Source organism: Scandinavium sp. (assembly GCF_036271055.1).
Lineage (GTDB): Bacteria > Pseudomonadota > Gammaproteobacteria > Enterobacterales > Enterobacteriaceae > Scandinavium.
The window spans coordinates 154,379-172,729 of the sequence record NZ_DATBBJ010000027.1; the positions used below are offsets into that span (position 1 = coordinate 154,379).

The 18,351-nt window shown below is 50.8% G+C and carries 20 protein-coding genes and 1 riboswitch; of the genes, 9 read left to right on the top strand and 11 right to left on the bottom strand.

The window, feature by feature from the left end:
- Window positions 1–3: 3 nt before the first annotated feature.
- From VH187_RS03675 to VH187_RS03695, 5 genes are all read right to left on the bottom strand, one after another.
- Window positions 4–291, bottom strand: coding sequence for a DUF5405 family protein (locus VH187_RS03675; RefSeq protein ID WP_329700121.1), 288 nt, complete (start codon window positions 289–291; stop codon window positions 4–6).
- Entirely contained in the window at window positions 291–512 is a 222-nt protein-coding gene (locus tag VH187_RS03680) for a DUF2732 family protein (RefSeq protein ID WP_414713899.1), read from the bottom strand. Before VH187_RS03680 ends, VH187_RS03675 begins: the two co-directional genes overlap by 1 nt.
- Window positions 513–580: 68 nt before the next feature.
- Entirely contained in the window at window positions 581–1,081 is a 501-nt protein-coding gene (locus tag VH187_RS03685; protein WP_329700122.1) for a replication protein B, read from the bottom strand.
- Complete coding sequence (locus VH187_RS03690; protein WP_329700237.1) at window positions 1,072–1,251, bottom strand: hypothetical protein; 180 nt, start codon at window positions 1,249–1,251, stop codon at window positions 1,072–1,074. Before VH187_RS03690 ends, VH187_RS03685 begins: the two co-directional genes overlap by 10 nt.
- 14 nt (window positions 1,252–1,265) lie before the next feature.
- Entirely contained in the window at window positions 1,266–1,541 is a 276-nt protein-coding gene (locus tag VH187_RS03695; protein ID WP_329700123.1) for a regulatory phage cox family protein, read from the bottom strand.
- Window positions 1,542–1,660: 119 nt separating this feature from the next.
- On the opposite strand from VH187_RS03695, the gene VH187_RS03700 reads away from it, so the two are divergent.
- The 3 genes from VH187_RS03700 (at window position 1,661) to yegS (ending at window position 4,363) form a co-directional block, all read left to right on the top strand.
- Window positions 1,661–1,960, top strand: a complete 300-nt coding sequence (locus VH187_RS03700) for a helix-turn-helix domain-containing protein (RefSeq protein WP_329700124.1) — start codon at window positions 1,661–1,663, stop codon at window positions 1,958–1,960.
- Between the two features lie 96 nt (window positions 1,961–2,056).
- Entirely contained in the window at window positions 2,057–3,070 is a 1,014-nt protein-coding gene (locus tag VH187_RS03705; protein ID WP_329700125.1) for a phage integrase, read from the top strand.
- A gap of 393 nt (window positions 3,071–3,463) precedes the next feature.
- Window positions 3,464–4,363, top strand: coding sequence for a lipid kinase YegS (yegS, locus tag VH187_RS03710; protein ID WP_329700126.1), 900 nt, complete (start codon window positions 3,464–3,466; stop codon window positions 4,361–4,363).
- Window positions 4,364–4,398: 35 nt separating this feature from the next.
- On the opposite strand, the gene fbaB is transcribed toward yegS, so the two are convergent.
- Window positions 4,399–5,448 (bottom strand): class I fructose-bisphosphate aldolase, encoded by a 1,050-nt coding sequence (gene fbaB / locus VH187_RS03715; protein ID WP_329700127.1) that lies wholly within the window; start codon window positions 5,446–5,448, stop codon window positions 4,399–4,401.
- A 206-nt stretch (window positions 5,449–5,654) separates the two neighbouring features.
- Here fbaB and VH187_RS03720 point away from each other — a divergent pair, with 206 nt between their 5' ends.
- Genes VH187_RS03720 through VH187_RS03730 form a run of 3 tightly spaced genes read left to right on the top strand, consistent with a single transcriptional unit; the run spans window position 5,655 to window position 8,934 of the window.
- Window positions 5,655–6,983: a nucleoside permease gene (locus VH187_RS03720; protein ID WP_329700128.1), complete on the top strand. Its 1,329-nt coding sequence runs from the start codon at window positions 5,655–5,657 to the stop codon at window positions 6,981–6,983.
- A complete protein-coding gene (locus VH187_RS03725) occupies window positions 6,980–7,987 on the top strand; it encodes an ADP-ribosylglycohydrolase family protein (RefSeq protein WP_329700129.1) in 1,008 nt (335 codons plus the stop codon). The genes VH187_RS03720 and VH187_RS03725 overlap by 4 nt, the downstream gene beginning before the upstream one ends.
- Window positions 7,981–8,934, top strand: coding sequence for a PfkB family carbohydrate kinase (locus VH187_RS03730; protein WP_329700130.1), 954 nt, complete (start codon window positions 7,981–7,983; stop codon window positions 8,932–8,934). Before VH187_RS03725 ends, VH187_RS03730 begins: the two co-directional genes overlap by 7 nt.
- Here VH187_RS03730 and VH187_RS03735 read toward each other — a convergent pair.
- From VH187_RS03735 to thiM, 3 genes are read right to left on the bottom strand one after another with little or no spacing between them, the layout of a single operon-like run.
- Window positions 8,908–9,654 (bottom strand): GntR family transcriptional regulator, encoded by a 747-nt coding sequence (locus VH187_RS03735; RefSeq protein ID WP_329700131.1) that lies wholly within the window; start codon window positions 9,652–9,654, stop codon window positions 8,908–8,910. The two genes, VH187_RS03730 and VH187_RS03735, sit on opposite strands and share 27 nt — an antisense overlap.
- 36 nt (window positions 9,655–9,690) lie before the next feature.
- Window positions 9,691–10,491: a bifunctional hydroxymethylpyrimidine kinase/phosphomethylpyrimidine kinase gene (gene thiD / locus VH187_RS03740; RefSeq protein WP_329700132.1), complete on the bottom strand. Its 801-nt coding sequence runs from the start codon at window positions 10,489–10,491 to the stop codon at window positions 9,691–9,693.
- Window positions 10,488–11,267 (bottom strand): hydroxyethylthiazole kinase, encoded by a 780-nt coding sequence (gene thiM / locus VH187_RS03745; protein WP_329700133.1) that lies wholly within the window; start codon window positions 11,265–11,267, stop codon window positions 10,488–10,490. The genes thiD and thiM overlap by 4 nt, the downstream gene beginning before the upstream one ends.
- A gap of 35 nt (window positions 11,268–11,302) precedes the next feature.
- A riboswitch (TPP riboswitch) is annotated at window positions 11,303–11,399 on the bottom strand.
- 182 nt (window positions 11,400–11,581) lie between these two features.
- Between thiM and VH187_RS03750 the strand changes: the two genes are divergently transcribed.
- The 3 genes from VH187_RS03750 to VH187_RS03755 are packed head-to-tail and all read left to right on the top strand — an operon-like array spanning window position 11,582 to window position 12,992.
- Entirely contained in the window at window positions 11,582–12,142 is a 561-nt protein-coding gene (locus VH187_RS03750) for a type IV secretion protein Rhs (protein ID WP_329700134.1), read from the top strand.
- Complete coding sequence (locus tag VH187_RS23440) at window positions 12,139–12,471, top strand: putative T6SS immunity periplasmic lipoprotein (RefSeq protein ID WP_414713900.1); 333 nt, start codon at window positions 12,139–12,141, stop codon at window positions 12,469–12,471. Before VH187_RS03750 ends, VH187_RS23440 begins: the two co-directional genes overlap by 4 nt.
- A gap of 2 nt (window positions 12,472–12,473) precedes the next feature.
- Window positions 12,474–12,992 carry an Hcp family type VI secretion system effector gene (locus VH187_RS03755; RefSeq protein WP_329700135.1) on the top strand — a complete coding sequence of 173 codons (519 nt, stop codon included), beginning with the start codon at window positions 12,474–12,476 and terminating at the stop codon, window positions 12,990–12,992.
- Window positions 12,993–13,237: 245 nt separating this feature from the next.
- On the opposite strand, the gene VH187_RS03760 is transcribed toward VH187_RS03755, so the two are convergent.
- Together VH187_RS03760 and VH187_RS03765 are read right to left on the bottom strand one after the other, a co-directional pair.
- Window positions 13,238–15,838 carry a bifunctional diguanylate cyclase/phosphodiesterase gene (locus VH187_RS03760; protein ID WP_329700136.1) on the bottom strand — a complete coding sequence of 867 codons (2,601 nt, stop codon included), beginning with the start codon at window positions 15,836–15,838 and terminating at the stop codon, window positions 13,238–13,240.
- A gap of 27 nt (window positions 15,839–15,865) precedes the next feature.
- A complete protein-coding gene (locus tag VH187_RS03765) occupies window positions 15,866–18,295 on the bottom strand; it encodes a bifunctional diguanylate cyclase/phosphodiesterase (RefSeq protein WP_329700137.1) in 2,430 nt (809 codons plus the stop codon).
- Window positions 18,296–18,351 lie beyond the last annotated feature (56 nt).

An 18,351-nucleotide genomic window follows, 5' to 3' on the forward strand; every position in this document is an offset into this window, starting at 1 on the left:
CCTTTATGCATTCAGCTTTTCGAGTTCAACCCGACAGGCGGCGCTAAACTCTTCGGTTAATTGGGTAAACTCGTCAAAACGGGTTATCTGCTTTAAATAGATGGCACGCTTCACCAGCAGGTTAACCATGTCCGACAAGAGGTTTAATGGGTTCGAATAAATGGCGATGACGGACTCAACTTTATTTCCCGTTTCTTTGTCACGTCTAATATCTGCCAATGTGAAATCACCACTTTTCATTAAGGTGACTTTTAGCCAGTTATTCAGTAGCGCAGATTTTTGCGAAACCATTAACTGGACTCCCCACGCAACAACCCGACGTCATGAAGCTTTGTGGATTCCTGACTGAGTAATTCAACAATCTCAACCCTGTTCAGCTCTCGCTCAGCAATGTGGCGAATCAGCCCGTCAAGATGAGATGAGAATCGGGTCGCGGCGTCAGCCTGCGCCTCACTTCTGGCCTGCTGTAATAGCAGAGAAAACTTACCTGACTGATTTTTTGCTTTGGTCATGATGACTTTCTCCAGGCAAAAAGAAGCCACGCACATTTGAGTACGTTTAAAAGCTTGGCAGTAATTAATTAATGCAAATATTGTTCGGGTTTCACCGAGGTCATTATTGTCGGGGCGTATTCAAAAAGGCTGAATAACTCACGCAGTGCGCGGAAGAGTTTTTCACGCCAGTAACATGATTCCTCATCAATGCGCCAATAAGGCTGATTAAATTCATGCTCAGTTAATCCGGCATGCATAAATAAAGAGCGCCGCTGACTGACAGTTAAATAACTGATATACGCAACTTCACTTGCCCCAACCTGTCGACGCTTTGAAAAGGCTGTACGCATTTCATCGATGGCACATGCCAGACGCTCACGGTCGACGTCGTTCATTTCTTCAAAACGCATTGTCGCGTGACGCTGTTTTAACTGCGCATGAAAACAGACAGTCAGGCGCTCACGCTCCATCATCTTGTTGTAAAAATTGCAGCTATCCTGCCAGCGAGGCAGAGCCAGATGTTTTCCAATCAGGCCGCGCAGACCAGCGGGTTGTTCCTCAACTAAACCGGGTGTCATCACAGCCATTTGCAAAACCTCCGGGTTTTTATGGAAGCGAGCGCAGTGCTGATTACGCCCAGCTTGCGGGTGCGGATAATGATGCCTTTGCGGCCCCGACCGTGGGTGATGGTGAAGTTAATCGGAGCTAGGTTCTGCTGATTACGCAAAAGCTGAGCAATACATCGTGGTTCTTTCACACATTCGCTACGCTTCATACTCCGCCCCCTAAGCCGAGCCACATTAGCCATCCTTCACGTATTTCTTTCGGACGGCTTTCATAGGCAAGTTTCATTCCATTATTCCAGGCTGGTAGGTAGACCCAATATTCGCCAGCCCTGCCAGTAGCAGATTGTGGGTCAGTCATCTCTATGATGGGTAATTTGCCCTTCTCAATCATCCCCTTAACAGCGATCGGACTTTTACCTATCAGTCGGGCGAACTCCTGATAGGGAACTGCGTCACTGGCGCTCTCTAAAGACTTCTTCATCTGATACACTTCTCCGTTAGCGTTTTAATTGCTCTTAATGGCTTATAATTGCCTTTAATGTGACTACGAATGCAAAACACAAACTACGATAAACACAAAATTACGCAATAGGAGTAATTATGTCAATACACGTTTCAGAGAAGCTAAAGCTCATGCGTGAGTCGGAAAGATTAAACCGTAGGGAAGTCAGTGAGTTAACCGGCGTACCCTATAGTTCACTTTCGAGCTATGAAGGTCGTTCAAAAAACGCAGGTGTGGAATCCATCATGAAGATCCTCCAACACCCTCGTTTCATGAAGTACACCATGTGGTTCATGACTGACCAAATAGCACCTGAAGCTGGGCAGATTGCACCGGCTCTCGCGCACTTTGGGCAGCAGACAACAACGTTGTCCCACTCAGACCAGAAAACTGGCTAACCATTTACGGCGCTTATTTGTGCAGTAAATGCACGGTGAGTTTTTGTTATTTAAATCAGGAAATTGAAGTACGCAGTAACATCATCGGGAGGCTTTATGTCTGTTAAAAAGCTCGATGATGGTCGATATGAAGTGGACATCAGACCTGCAGGGCGCGACGGAAAGCGTATCCGCAGGAAGTTTGACAAGAAAAGCGAAGCTATCGCTTTTGAGAAACACACACAGTTCAATCACCACAATAAAGACTGGCTATCAAAACCGACAGATAAGCGGCGTCTGTCTGAACTGACCCAAGTCTGGTGGAATTTGAAGGGCAAGCACGAAGAACACGGAAAATCGAATCTCGGGAAAATTGAAATCTTCACCCGGATTACTGATGACCCATGTGCATTCCAGATCACTAAAGCACTTATCAGCCAGTACAGCGCGGCCAGGAGAAGTCAGGGGATAAAGCCATCAAGCATTAACCGAGATCTGACCTGCATTAGCGGGATGTTCACGGCACTGATTGAAGCTGAATTATTCTTTGGTGAGCACCCGATACGCGGAACTAAAAGACTGAAAGAGCAAAAACCAGAAACAGGCTATCTGACACAAGACGAAATCGCTCTGCTGCTCTCAAGGCTCGAAGGCGACAACAAAAAAATTGCAATCCTCTGCTTGAGTACAGGGGCCAGATGGAGTGAGGCGGCGCGATTGAAGGCAGAAAACATCATTCAAAATCGCATCACGTTCGTTAAAACTAAAACGAACAAACCGCGCACCGTTCCTGTCTCTGAGGAAGTGGCAAAAATGATTGCCTGCAACAAGCGAGGTTTTCTATTTCCTGATGCCGCCTATCCAGTCTTCAGGCGAACGATGAAGGAATTAAAACCTGATTTGCCAATGGGTCAGGCAACACATGCTTTGCGCCACAGTTTTGCGACGCATTTCATGATTAACGGAGGCAGCATTATCACTCTTCAACGGATACTCGGTCATTCGCGTATTGAGCAGACAATGGTCTACGCACACTTTGCACCAGAGTATCTACAGGATGCCGTTTTACTCAATCCTTTGAAGGGGGGTACTGACATTCAGAGTGTCCACATTGTGTCCACAGTGCAGTAGCTAATGATGGCTTTCAATGGTCTTGCATGCCGCGCAAACCCGCATTGCACCGTTGAAAGCCAGTAGTTGTAAGGGTCGTAATGGCCCTTACGCGGGCTTATTTTTTTCTACTTCCTGAATCACGCTACTGGTGCGTTGACTGCACTCATTACTCAGCCCATCCATGGGCTTCGCCCTTTCAGGGTCGCTTTAGCTAGCGCTCAAATCTGTTCCTGACAGATTTGTCACCCCAGTCACTTACTTAAGTAAGCTCCTGGGGACTCGTTCCCTTGCCGCCTTCCATTAGCGCAATTCATTTTGTAGAAATATTATTTATAATTCAGTCTGTTCTGACTGGCCCCTTGGAATCCTGAGGTAGACTTACTAACATTATTCAGCATGAGGCGAGTGACAATGACTGACTTTCCCCCCAGCTTATTGATCTTAAATGGCAAAGGTGCCGGGAATCCGGAGTTGCGCGAGGCCATTAACCAGTTACGTGATGAAGGCGTGGAGATCCACGTGCGCGTCACCTGGGAGAAAGGCGATGCGGCACGTTATCTGGAGGAAGCCTGCCAGTTGGGCGTGGCGACGGTCATCGCAGGCGGTGGTGACGGCACTATCAATGAAGTTGCGACGGCATTGGTTCAGTGCGAAGAAAGCCATATTCCTGCGCTGGGTCTGATTCCACTCGGCACTGCCAACGATTTTGCCACCAGCGTCGGCGTGCCGAATGAACTGGATAAGGCGCTGAAACTGGCTATTGCCGGAAACGCGTCGGCAATCGACATAGCCCGAGTGAATGATCGTACCTGTTTTATTAATATGGCAACCGGTGGTTTTGGCACGCGCATAACCACTGAAACACCGGAAAAACTTAAGGCAGCGCTTGGCGGTGTATCTTATTTGATTCATGGCCTGATGCGGATGGACACACTAAAAGCAGACCGCTGTGAAATTCGCGGCGAAGGGTTTCACTGGCAGGGAGATGCGCTGGTGATTGGCATCGGCAACGGGCGTCAGGCTGGCGGCGGACAGCAGCTCTGCCCTGAAGCATTGATTAATGATGGTCTGTTGCATCTGCGGATTTTCACCGGAGAGGAACTGCTTCCGGCGCTGTTCAACACGCTTTCTCGGCCCGATGAAAACCCAAACCTGGTTGACGGTGTGTCGTCATGGTTTGAAGTTACCGCGCCGCACGACATTACCTTTAATCTCGACGGCGAACCGATGACCGGCCGGGAATTCCGCATTGAGATTTTGCCGAATGCCCTGCACTGTCGCTTACCGCCGGGTTGTCCTCTGCTGAAATAAGACAACGGCCTCCCACTTCAGGAGGCCGTTTTTTATCACGCGATGGTGACTTTTTCGTCGAGATACACGTCCTGTACCGAGTTAATCAGCTTCACGCCGTCGGCCATGGTTTTCTTAAACGCTTTGCGGCCAAGGATCAGCCCCATTCCGCCCGCGCGTTTGTTGATAACGGCGGTACGGACCGCATCAGCCTGATCGTTATCGCCCGCTGCACCACCGGAGTTAATCAGCCCTGCGCGCCCCATGTAGCAGTTTGCCAGTTGATAGCGCACCAAATCGATGGGGTTATCTGTAGTCAGCTTGCTATAAACGCGCTCGTCGGTGTAACCGAAATTCACCGCTTTGTAGCCGCCGTTATTTTCCGCCATTTTCTGCTTCACGATATCCGCGCCGATGGTTGCCGCCAGATGGTTGGCCTGCCCGGTTAAGTCCGCGGAAACGTGGTAATCAACGCCGTCTTTCTTGAATGCAGAATTTCGCAGATAGGCCCACAGTACGGTGACCATGCCGAGTTCATGCGCGCGTTCAAACGCCGCAGAAATCTCTTCAATTTGACGACGCGACTCTTCGGAACCGAAATAAATCGTCGCCCCCACGGCTACCGCGCCCATATTGAACGCCTGCTCGACGCTTGCATACAGCGTCTGGTCGAAGGTATTTGGGTAGCTCAGGGTTTCGTTATGATTCAGTTTCACGAGGAACGGAATGCGGTGCGCATAACGGCGCGACACGCTCGCCAATACACCATAAGTGGACGCTACGCAGTTACAGCCCGCTTCTATTGCCAGTTCGACAATATTTTTCGGATCAAAATAGAGCGGATTTGCCGCAAAGGATGCGCCAGCGGAGTGCTCAACGCCCTGGTCTACCGGTAAAATAGAGAGATAACCGGTGCCCGCCAGGCGCCCGGTGTTATACAGCGTCTGCATGTTACGTAAAACGGCTGGGGGACGGTTGTTGTCAATCATCACGCGATCGACGTAATCGGAGCCGGGAAGATGAAGCTGCCCGGACGGAATGGTCATACAACGATGCTGTAAAAGGCTGTCGGCGTCTTTGCCAAGCAACTGCGCAATATCAGTCATAGTGATAACTCCCGTAAGTGCCAGCCGGTGGCCAGCAATGAATGTCCTGTGCCTGTTTTCAAGGCAACCCTAAGCGTGGACCTCTGAGTCTTATTTTTCCAGCCGATTCGTGCGTTTTAAGCACAATCCGCTGGCACGATTCAGGTGCACAAAAGTGTTAAGTCGCTCAAAGAAACACCGCAAAGGTATTTAAAAGGTATTATTAAATGGTAGTGTGCAGGCGTACCTTACCTGTCATGAAGGATTTAACGATGAAAACTACAGCAAAGCTGTCGTTCATGATGTTTGTGGAGTGGTTTATCTGGGGCGCATGGTTTGTGCCACTGTGGTTGTGGCTCAGCAAAAATGGCTTTAGCGCAGGCGAAATCGGCTGGTCTTATGCCTGTACCGCCATTGCGGCGATCGTCTCGCCGATCCTCGTTGGTTCATTGACTGACCGCTTCTTCCCGGCACAAAAAGTGCTGGCGGTGTTGATGTTTGCCGGGGCGATTTTGATGTATTTCGCCGCCCAGCAAACCACGTTCAGCGGCTTCTTCCCGCTGCTGCTGGGCTATTCGCTGACGTATATGCCGACCATCGCCTTGACCAACAGCATCGCCTTTTCTCACGTATCGGACGTTGAGCGCGATTTCCCGCGCATTCGCGTGATGGGCACTGTCGGCTGGATTGGTTCCGGCCTGGTATGCGGCTTCTTACCGCAAATGATGGGCTATAACGATATTTCACCGACCAGCATTCCGCTGCTGATCACCGCCGCAAGTTCCGCATTGTTGGGCGTTTTCGCACTGTTCCTGCCCGATACACCGCCAAAAAGTACCGGCAAACTGAGTCTGAAAGTGATGCTGGGGCTGGATGCGTTGATACTGTTGCGCGACAAAAACTTCCTTGTGTTCTTCTTCTGCTCGTTCCTGTTCGCAATGCCACTGGCGTTCTACTACATCTTCGCCAATGGCTATTTAACCGAAGTTGGGATGCACAACGCCACTGGCTGGATGACGCTTGGCCAGTTCTCCGAAATCTTCTTTATGCTCGCGTTGCCGTTCTTCATTAAGCGTTTTGGTATCAAAAAGGTATTATTGCTAGGTCTGGTGACGGCGGCGATCCGCTATGGCTTTTTTGTCTACGGCGGCGCAGAACATTACTTTACCTATGGCCTGCTTTTCCTCGGCATTCTGCTGCACGGCGTGAGCTACGATTTTTACTACGTCACCGCATATATCTATGTCGATAAAAAAGCCCCGGTACACATGCGTAACGCCGCGCAGGGCTTGATTACCCTGTGTTGTCAGGGCTTCGGCAGCCTGCTGGGCTACCGTCTTGGCGGCGTGATGATGGAGAAAATGTTCGCCTATAAAGAGCCGGTGAACGGGCTGACCTTCAACTGGGCGGGCATGTGGACCTTTGGCGCGGTGATGATCGCAGTGATTGCCGTGCTGTTTATGTTGTTCTTCCGCGAATCGGATAGAGAAATTACCGCCATCCCCGTCGATAACGACGAGCTAGACATGGCGATGACACATGAGGAAGTGAAATGAAACACCAACGAATTCTCGGCGCGCTGTACGGACAAGCATTAGGCGATGCGATGGGTATGCCGTCGGAGCTGTGGCCGCGTTCCCGCGTGAAAGCGCACTTCGGCTGGATTGACCGCTTTCTCGATGGCCCTGCGGAAAACAACGCCGCCTGCTATTTCCACCGTGCGGAATTTACCGATGACACCTCTATGGCGCTCTGCCTGGCCGATGCGCTGATCGAATGCGACGGTGAAATCGTGCCAGACGTGATTGGCCGCCACATTCTGGCGTGGGCCGAGGGCTTTGACGCTTTCAATAAAAACGTTTTGGGCCCGACATCTAAAATCGCGCTGAACGCCATTCGTGACGGTAAACCGGTCAGCCAGCTTGAAAACAACGGCGTGACTAATGGCGCAGCGATGCGTGTATCGCCACTTGGTTGCGTGCTGCCGACTGCGGATCTTGACGCGTTTATCGATGCTGTCGCGCTGGCCTCCAGCCCGACGCACAAATCCGATCTCGCCGTCGCGGGTGCAGTGGCTATCGGTTGGGCCGTTTCCCGCGCCGTAGACGGTGACAACTGGCAAAACATTGTTGATGCCCTGCCTGCGGTTGCGCGTCATGCGCAGGAGAAACGCGTGACAACGTTCAGCGCCTCCCTTTCTTTGCGCATCGAACTGGCGCTAAAAACCGTGCGCGAAGCCCACGGGGTTGAATCCGCCTGTGAACAGCTTTATCAGCTGATCGGAGCTGGCACCAGCACCATCGAATCAGTGGCCTGTGCGATTGCGATGGTTGAACTAGCAGAAACAGACCCTAACCGCTGTGCCATTCTCTGCGCAAATCTCGGCGGCGACACCGATACCATCGGCGCAATGGCGACCGCCATTTGCGGCGCATTGCACGGTATCGACGGTATCGACCCGGCGCTAAAACAAGAACTGGATGAGGTAAATAAGCTGAACTTTGACCGCTACGCCACCGCGCTGCTTGGCTATCGACAACAACGGGAGGAGCGATGCTGAGCGACAAACTGAGCCAGCTCGAGCAAAAGCGTCCGGTGACGGTAATTGGCTCGGCGGTGATTGACGTCATCGCCGATGCCTACGCCCTGCCGTGGCGCGGTTGCGATATCGAATTACAGCAGCAGGGCGTCAATATTGGCGGCTGCGCGCTGAACGTCGCCGTCGCGCTAAAGCGACTTGGGATCGATTCCTGTAATGCGTTGCCGCTCGGTCAGGGCGTGTGGGCCGATATCGTGCGTAATAACCTCAAGCGTCAGGGCATCAACAGCATTATTGAAACCGATAAAGGTGATAACGGCTGGTGTCTGGCGCTGGTTGAACCGGACGGCGAACGCACTTTTATGTCATTCACTGGCGTAGAAAATGCGTGGGATGACGGCTGGCTGGCGCGCCTGCCACATCACGCCGACGGGCTGGTGTATCTTTCCGGCTACCAGTTAACGGCTCCGTGTGCTGAATTGCTGGTTAGCTGGCTGGAAGCGTCACCGGGCGTAACGGCGTTAATCGACTTCGGGCCGCGTATTGCTGATATTTCCCCGGCTCTATTCGCTCGCGTGATGGCCTGTAAACCGATAATCACGCTGAATCGCCAGGAAGCAGAAATCGTCGCCGAACAGTGGCAATTTCCTGCTGAAATAGCGCAACTCGGCAATGTTTGGCTCGAGCGCTGGCAAGCGCCGCTCATCGTGCGACAAGATAAAGACGGGGCGTGGTATTTCACGGAGCTTGAGAGTGGGAAAGCGCCTGCTTTTCCCGCCACAGTGGTTGATACCATCGGTGCAGGCGACAGCCACGCGGGCGGTGTGCTGACGGGTTTAGCAGCGGGCTGGTCGTTAGCTGATGCGGTTACGCTTGGGAACGCGGTTGCCTCGTGGGTCGTGACTCATCGCGGCGGCGACTGTGCGCCGACGCGTGAAGAATTACTCCTCACACACAAAGACGTATAAATCGCTGCGGCAGTAGCTGATGCTGTATTCAATCGGTCGCTGCTGCTGGTCTAGCGCCACCTGTTTGATCACCAGCACCGGGATTTTGTCATCCATTTTGATGTGCGACTGAAACTCAGCGTCCGGCATCCGGGCGCTGACTCTGGAACGGGTGCGCTGCGGGAAAATATGCTGGCTGCGAAAATAATCGTACAGCGAAATGCCGATGTCATCGGCATCAGCAATCAGATGCGACGGCACCCACGACTCCTCAATCGATACCGCCTCTTCATCCACATAACGAATACGCTTCAGTAAGAACACGTTGCTTTTCGGTTCCAGCGCCAGCTGCTCGGCCACTTCCTGCGGGCACTCCACAACGCGCTTATTAACCCACAGCGTGTCCGGTTTTTTCCCGCGCAGCACCACTTGTTGAGAGAATCCGCGCGCCTCTTTCAATGAGTACTCGAAGATGTTGTTGATCTGCGTGCCGTAGCCGCGCGCACGTGTCACCACGCCTTCGTCTTCCAGCGTCTGCATCGCTTTGCGCACGGTGATGCGCGACACGCCGGTCAACTGACTGAAATCGCGTTCGCCAGGCAAAATATTGCCATGCTCCAGCCAGCCGCTACGTACCGCATTCTTCACCGTTTCGGCAAATTTCAGGTACAACGGTGTGTTATCGGCAGCGGCGATACGCTCGTTCAGTTGGGCGAGAAGCCGGGTATGCGCTTGTTCCATCTCTGGTTTTCCTGGCTGACAGTTTCACTCAGTATACTACCACCATGCATGAAAATGATGCACCGGGCCGATACCGTGACCGACCTCCAAAGAATCGGCCTGAGACAGCGCCGTCGACAGCCAAACTTTGGCCTCTGGCACCGTTTCCAGCCAACCATTATGACGTGGACGAAGTGTCGCCAGCGCTGCAGAAAGCGTACATCCTGTTCCATGGGTATTTTTAGTTTGCACACGCGGCGCCGTAAAACGGTACTCGCCCTCAGCAGTAAATAACCAGTCAGGACTTTCGGCATCATCAAGATGACCGCCCTTCATTAACACTGCTTCACAGCCCAGCGCCCGCAACGCCCTTCCCTGCTCCAGCATGTCACGCTCATTACGCGCATGCGGCGCATCCAACAGCGCGGCGGCTTCCGGCAGATTCGGTGTGATCAAGGAAACCTGAGGTAACAGGCGGCTGCGTAAGGTGGCGATGGCAGAGGCAGAGAGCAGCGGATCGCCGCTTTTCGCCAGCATCACGGTGTCGAGCACCACGTTCTCGATTTTATAACGCGCGAGTCGATCAGCCACCGCTTCCACAATATCTGTTTCCGCCAGCATGCCGATTTTGGTGGTATCGATGCGCACATCACTGAACACGGAGTCCAGCTGAGCGGCGACAAAATCCGCTTCAATGCGATAAACCGACTGCACGCCCTGCGTGTTTTGCGCCACCAGCGCGGTGACTACCGAGCAACCGTAGGCGCCTAACGCCGAGAAAGTTTTGAGATCGGCCTGAATACCCGCCCCGCCGCTTGGATCGGTTCCGGCGATGGTTAATGCGTTGATCCGCTTCATGCCTGCACCTCCCCATATAATGCGTCGAGGAAAGTGGCCACAAAACTGCCGGGTCCGTTGCTCTTACTTGTCGCAATGCTGCCAGCCTGTTTCATCATCCCACAAGCTGCCGCGATGTTGTCCAGACGATCGCCCGGTAACGCACAGCTGGCCGCCACGACTGCGGATAACGCACATCCGGTGCCAACAACGCGAGTCATTAACGAAGATCCCCCTGTCACCATTAACGTGCGATAACCGTCGGTAACGTAATCCACTTCCCCCGTCACCACAACGATTGTTGAGATTTGGCGAGCCAACGCCTGTGCAGCCGGGAGTGCGGCAACAGCGGTTTCAGTGGTATCCACACCCCGCCCGCCGTGACTCATGCCTGCCAGGGCAAGGATTTCAGACGCATTACCGCGAATAGCCGCAGGATTGAGGGTTAACAGATTCTGGCAAAACTCCGTGCGCAGGGTTAACGCGCCAACCGCGACAGGATCAAGCGTCCAGGGTTTACAATTCGCGTTCGCACTTTCCACCGCTAAAAGCATGGCTGATGCACGCTCCTTCGTCAGCGTACCGACATTGATCAGAAGTGCATCCGCAAGTGCTGCAAACTGCGGTACTTCGTCGGCATCAATCACCATCGCCGGGGAAGCACCGAGCGCCAGCAAAACATTAGCGGTAAAAGTTTGAACGACATCATTCGTCATGCAGTGAACAAGCGGGGAATGGCTGCGAAAAAGATGTGATGTATGCGCAAGTTGCGCGGAACTAAGTAGGTCAGGTTGCATGGTACGCTCCCGCCAGTCGGTCAGAAGCGATCCCCTGCGAGGGTCTCTGACTTCCCTACGCTGGCATTATCCAGATCAGGTGGTACGGGTATTTCTCAGCCTTCACAAAGAAGGGCACCCCGAGTCATTACGTTTATCACAAACGTTGCTACAAAATTCTTATTTAGAATGGTCAGCTTACGGGAAGTTTATTGCTACCGCAAGATTGTCACTCTTTTGATTTTAAGTGCTTTCCCGGAAAAATAATTTCCTGATTTAGTTATTTTTGGGAGTACGATTAACGCTCAACACCACAAGGAAGTGAGGGTTATTGGATGCCAGTTGATGAAATCATAAAACCAACATCAGGGACACGTATCAATCCGGGCGGAGTAAGGCAACTTACGCTAGGTGAAATTGCGATGGCTAAAACACTTTTCGGAGCAAGCCTTATCTATAGTAGGATTTGGGTTCACCGTGAAAGCTATCTCCCCTTCAACTTACAGCCTGTTGATATTGCCATGACACCTAACGGTGAACTTTGGTTCAGAGAAGAAACCTATTCACCAGATTTTTCTTTGGAACATGATTTAAAAAAGAAACATAGATTTATGCATGAAATGGTTCACGCATGGCAAGCACAGAAAGGAATGTTTGTCAGAACAAGAGGCTTGTTTTCTCGTTTCGCTGATTATAGCTATAGTTTAGATAAAGCCGATTTCCTTCACTACGGTTTAGAACAACAAGCATCAATAGCTAGTGATTATTGGCTGCTTCTTACATATGGTTTTAACGGAAACAATTCATTGTATGAATATCGTGATTACAGCTCTAATCAATCTGCTTATTCTCTGATTCAGAAATACAAATCAATAATGAAAGGATTCCCAGGATGAAGCTATTCCTAATCATCCCCATGATATTCCTTCTTTCAGGCTGCCCTGGAGGTGGAAAGTCGCCATCTGAATATCGTGGTGTATTTATGCAAGGAAATGTAATGTGCTTTAGCATAGATAAAAAAGACATAGTAGATTTTTACAATATTTATTACTGGCCTAAAAGAAAATACACTCAAGTGAAAGCAACCAGTAACGTGAATTTATCATACCCTGACTCTTGTATAAACATCATATTTAAGCATGGCTATGCGTACAACATCAGTTACGGGCTAAATGGTAAATACTATTATGACAAATTTTTTATAGACAACGACGGGAACCGCTAATAATGTCATTGCCAGCTTATTTATTTTTATATGATGAAAATGGATCACAGATATTAGGTGATTGTATCGCACCCAGTCGTGAAGGTGCTATAGAAATCATGAATAGTAGCTATGGCGTGCGACAACACATAGATAGCCATACAGGAAGCATGACAGGAACACGTATGCATGATCCTGTTACTTTACATAAGCAGTTAGATAAAATAAGTCCGTTTTTAGCCATCGCCGTCTGCGAAGGAAAACGATTACAGAAAGCTATTATAAAATATTATGAAATCATCGAAGCAGGTATAGAAGTAGAGATTTACAATATCACTCTAGAAAATGTAGTGATCTCTTCTGTAGATTTCACGCATGTTTATTACCCGGGCAGCTCAGCCCCTAATATGCATGAAGTCGTGGGGCTTCGATTCAGGGGTATTGAATGGAATTATGTCAGAGGAAATATTAAATACGATGATGCATGGATGAAACCAGTAAAGAAAGAAGAGAAACCGAATAGTTCAAAACCAGGGGCCTAATGCCCCTTCTGAAGCCACCGCAAATATATCCCATCTCACAGGGCTCTAACTCACTCAGCCACAACTATTTCCAGCCCCGGGCCTTCACTTCTGATGACGGTATCGATAAACGTTTAGCTTTCGATCATGAAATGAACTCCGACAGGCAGGTTCATCCTTTTTAGCAGAATTCGGGGAAAGGGGTAATAGCGGAGATAAATTAACGAAAAACGAGGCTTTGCCTGCCCCGCTTTTCATCAGTAGTATCAGACAGTTTCGTCGTCTGTTGCGCCTTCTGGGGCCTGATAGTAGAACTCCCCAGCTTCACAGCGGAAGGTGGAGAACTCCGCTGGGCGGCGGAAATAGTAACCCTGCGCTTTATCGCAGCCGAGGGCTTTGAGCTTCAGTTTTACATCTTCATCTTCGATGCCTTCGGCGATCAGCGGCACATTAAAGCCGCTGGCAAGCACAATCAGCGAGTTAATTACTGACTGCGCTTTTTCGTCGCCCATTACCCCCAACACAAAGTTGCGGTCAATTTTGATACTGTCAAACGGCAGTGCGTGCAGGTACGACAGGCTGGAGAACCCGGAGCCAAAATCATCCAATGAGATGGAAATGCCGTGGCGACGTAGGTATCCGAGCATTTTGCTAATACGCTGCATGTCCTGCATCAGCACGCTTTCGGTGATTTCAATGCAAATATTGCTGTTCGAAAGGCCATGTATTCGCACCGCATCCATCAGATGCCAGGCGAAATCCTGCTGTAGCAACTGAATCGCCGACACATTGATGTGCAATAGGAAATCTTGCGGCGCACCGCGGGCAATCATCGCCGCCAGTTCTCGGCAGGCTTCTTCAATCACCCATTTACCCAGCGGAACAATCAGACCGCTCTCTTCCGCCAGCGGAATAAAGCGCGTCGGTGGAATATCGCCGAGTTCCTCAGAATGCCAGCGCAGCAAACACTCACCTTCACTGCAGTGGGCTTCATTGTTCTGGTCAATAATCGGTTGCAGCACCAGATGGAACTCATGCTGATGAATAGCGTCATTCAGATGTTCGTGCAGCTTAATATTATACAGTTCGCGTTCGTACATTTCCTGCGAGAACAGCATGACTACACCATTGCCGCTGGCCTGAGCCTGTTGCAGCGCCATGCCTGCGCCACGGCGAATGTTGATGAAATTCACTTCACTGAGGGTGTCGATAACGATCCCCACGTTGCCGGTGTACACGTATTTTTTATCGCTCGCGTGCTGCTCACTGGCCTCGCCCATAAACATGGACGCCAGCACTTTCCGATAGCGCAGGTAATCTTTATGCTGGTTAATCCCCGGGAAAATCACTAATAGCTTATCCGTAGTATCACGGGCAATCAGGGTATCGGTCGGCAGGAGATCACGCAGACGTGAGATAAACTCGTTGATGAACGCATCACCAAATTCAGTACCCAGCGCATTTACGATGCTGTACATGTTGCTGATGTGAACCAGCCCAACCATGTTGCGTCGCTTATACAGTGAAGGCTGTTGTTGCAGACCTGCTCGGGTCCACAGCCCTGTGCCTTCATCTTCTTCAATCTTTTTACGCTGCAATTCAAAGCTTTCAGCAAGCTTGTGCGACAGCGCCATAAAAGTCGTTTCGAGCGAGGCGATCTCCGGGAAATGGCGTCGATGATTTGACGGCGTCCAGCGGTGTGTAACCAGTTCATCGGCCTTACGGGCTATTTCCTGCAAAGGACGTGTCGCACGGGAAAGCACAATACCTACCGCAAGGACCCCTAAACCACAGGCGATAAACAGTACCAACATGACCATTCGACCGTAGCTGAGAATGGTTTGGGTGATTGCCGTCGTGGGGCTAATGATGACCCCTTTCCACTTCAGCTGCGCTTCCTGATCCTGCACGGTGAACGTGTCGACATAATAAGGTTTACCTTTTATCTGTACCGACAGCATGCCCGGTTTTGTCTGTTGTGTCAGCGCGTTAGCGGCTGCAACGATTTCTGGCACGCCCGTTTGACTCAGCGTTTTTAACGCCAGTTCAGGGTGATTGTCTTTGAACATGGCTTTGGACAGCGACGGTATTGACGATGCCACCAGCTCATTTTTTTCGTTCACAATCAGCAGAATGCTTTCCGGGTACGGCTTAAATCGCTCAAGATTATTATTCAATTCGGCAAAATGCAGTTCGCTGGCCACTACGCCTGCAAAAACACCATTGCGGTCAAAAGCCGGTGAGCTCCAGGCAATGCCCGCCGCTTTTGTACTGTCATAATCACGGAAGGGTTGTGTCCAGTGCGAGCGACGGTCCACTTTCACCGCTTTGTACCATTCGCGTGACTGTGTGTCGTAACTGTCGAGCACTTTATCAACTGTTGAATCGAGGCTGAAATCGCTATAAAAGGTGAGTTTATAGTGAGTACTGGCATCTTTCAGCGCCAGATAATTTTCCTGCAAGCGATCGTGGGATACACCAATAAAATCGCCATTCGCGCTGCCGAACTTCACCATATCAAGATAGTCACGCTCGGAAAAAACATTATTGATGTTATTGATAAGCAGACCGCTTAAATCACGCACCGCGAGGGTGTTCACATCTTCATGGCTAATGGCGTGTACCACAATCGCATTCGACTGTTGAGGAACGTTTATGTAGTTATTGATCGTTCTCTCAATATTCAGCTTTGTCGCATTGAGGATTTTCTCGCTGATGGCATCAAGAAATGCATTCCCTTTGTAATTCAGGAAGATATACATGGTGACCAGCACGACAAAAAATGTCGCCAACATCGTTATCAGGATGGTTTTCGTTAACGACAACGGATATGTGTCGACGGAAAATTGTTGTTTCAGGATTTGCATAGCGCGCCTCGGTTTCCAGTGAGCCCGTTATTCGGGCTGCACAACAAACTGGCCATTGACCGGAACAAAATCGGTAAAAGGCTTCGGTCGTGAGTAGTAATATCCCTGTGCGAGGTCACATCCCATGTCATGCAGTTTGGCGGCCATTTCTGCCGTCTCCACACCTTCTGCTACCAGCGGTACATCAAAACTGCGGGAGAGCATTAATACCGAAGCGATAACGGCTTCACTTTTTTTATCGTCCAGCACGTTGCGCACAAAGCCACGGTCAATCTTCAGGCAGTCAAACGGCAGTGAGTGGAGATAGGACAAACTGGAATAGCCAGATCCGAAATCATCAATAGCCACTGAAATCCCCAGGCGGCGCAGGTAAGCGAGGCTTTCGACGATACGATGGGTGTCGTGCAACAATACGCTTTCGGTTATCTCAATGCAGATATTGCTGTTGTGCAGTTCGTAGCGGTGAATACATTCGAGCAAATGACGTGAGAAATCGGGTTGTTGCAGCTGCACCGCGGAAATATTAACGTGCAGTTTGAAATCGGCTGGTGCGCCACGGGCGATAAACGTCGCCAGTTCACGGCAAGCCGTGTCGATTATCCATTTGCCCAGCGGGACAATCATTCCGGTATGTTCAGCCAGTGCGATAAATTTATCCGGGGGAACGAAGCCGAGAACATTGGACTGCCAGCGAATCAGGCACTCGCCTTCAACACAGGCGACAGACTCGCCAAAAGGAACAATGGGCTGTAATACAAGGTGAAAACCTTCCGTTTGCAGATCGTCACGCAACGCCTGGTGCAGACGCAGGTTGTTGACCTCCTCTTCACGCATCTCTGATGTAAAGAGTTCACACGCGCCATTACGCTGGCTCTGCGCGTGCTGTACCGCAAGGCTCACGTTACGCAGGCACTCGCTGAAACTTTCCTCGGTCAGTGGTTCGATGATCATGCCCACATGTCCGGTAAAGATATGCGACTCTCCCGCGATTTCCGTGACCTGTTCGCGGAATACGGACGACATCACAGAGCGACACCAGTCAATATCTTTACTTTCGTAACTTCCTGAAAAAGCAACGATGAACGTATCCTCGCGGTCACGGCAGCAGAGTGCGCCTTCCGGTAAAATGTTCAGGAGGCGTTCGGAGAAAGACTGAATAAATTCTTTCGCCAGCGCGCTGCCTAGCGCATTTTTTACGGAATTAAAGTTGCTGACCTTAATCATCGCCAACAGATTTCGGTTTTCGTACAGCGCTGGTGTATGCGTCAAACCGCCGAGCGTCAGTAACCCCGTTTCCGTATCTTCTTCCAGGCTTGTGCGCTGGGAATGACCCGACGGGGTAAGCTGAGAAACACGCGACAGCTCCTCGTTCAACTCCACCAGCTCAGGAAACTCCCGCTTTTTCGGTTCTTTCACCCAAGGCTTGAAGCCGATCTCTTTGGCTTTTTCTACGCTCTCTTTCAGCGCGCCCATGAAACGCAGAATAACCAGACTAAGCGCCACCATCAGGAGCACGATGACGATGCTGCTGCCGTAGGTGACCGTAAGATGCTGCTGGCTCATTGCCGCCAGAGCCGTTTGACGCGGGGCGATCAGCAACGCATGCCACTTGAGCAAATATTCGGGATCATGCACCTCAAACGTCGTGGCAAGGTAACGCTTGCCCTCTACGCTAAAGGGAATGCTTTCACCGCGTGGACTTTCATCAGGCTTAATGAGTGACGCGGGCAGTTTATTCGTCGCCAGGGCATTATCCGTCCTGGTGACGACCTGATGATGCTCATCCAGAATAATTATCGAGTCATCGCTTCCCGGCAACAGTTGCTCCAGATAGCCCTTCATTTTCGCGGGTAACAAGCTACTGGAAAGCACCCCCGCAAACTGCCCGTCTTTGGTGTACACCGGCAGATGATAAGTCATCACATAGCCTTGTGCCGCGTGCTCCTTCGCCCACCATGGATTGCGTTGATGGCGTGCAATGTTGAACCATGACAGGTTGCTGACTTTAAAATTGTCGACAGCTTTAACAATGTTTGTTTGTTCGCTCAACCCGCTGTAGCTGACCAACTGCGTAGGATCTTGTTGGCTCGTGCGTTCGAAGAAAATCCGGCCTGTGCTGCCGTCGCGCCTTACGGAAAAGTAATTTCCATTGGCATCGGCCCAGGTAAAGCTCTGCAATGCCGGGATATCGGCGAAAGCGCGTGAACCCAAATAGACCAATTGAGGGCGAATCACCTCATCGCTGAGGACGGCCTGGTTGCCCTGAAGGAATTGCTGCATCAGGTGGCTTAGCTGGTGCGGATTATCGAGTAAATTCTCCAGTCGCAGTTGTGCCATTTCACTCTGCGTACTTAACAGTTGCTGATTGATCAGAGCACCTGTCTTGCGAGACTGAAAATCAAGCAGCCCGGTTGTGCACAGGAAAACCGCGATCAACGCGACCAGTAAAATGAGCATGACACTTTTCAACAAAGTGAGCGGGTAGGCTTTCAAGGAAGACTTTTCCATAGATC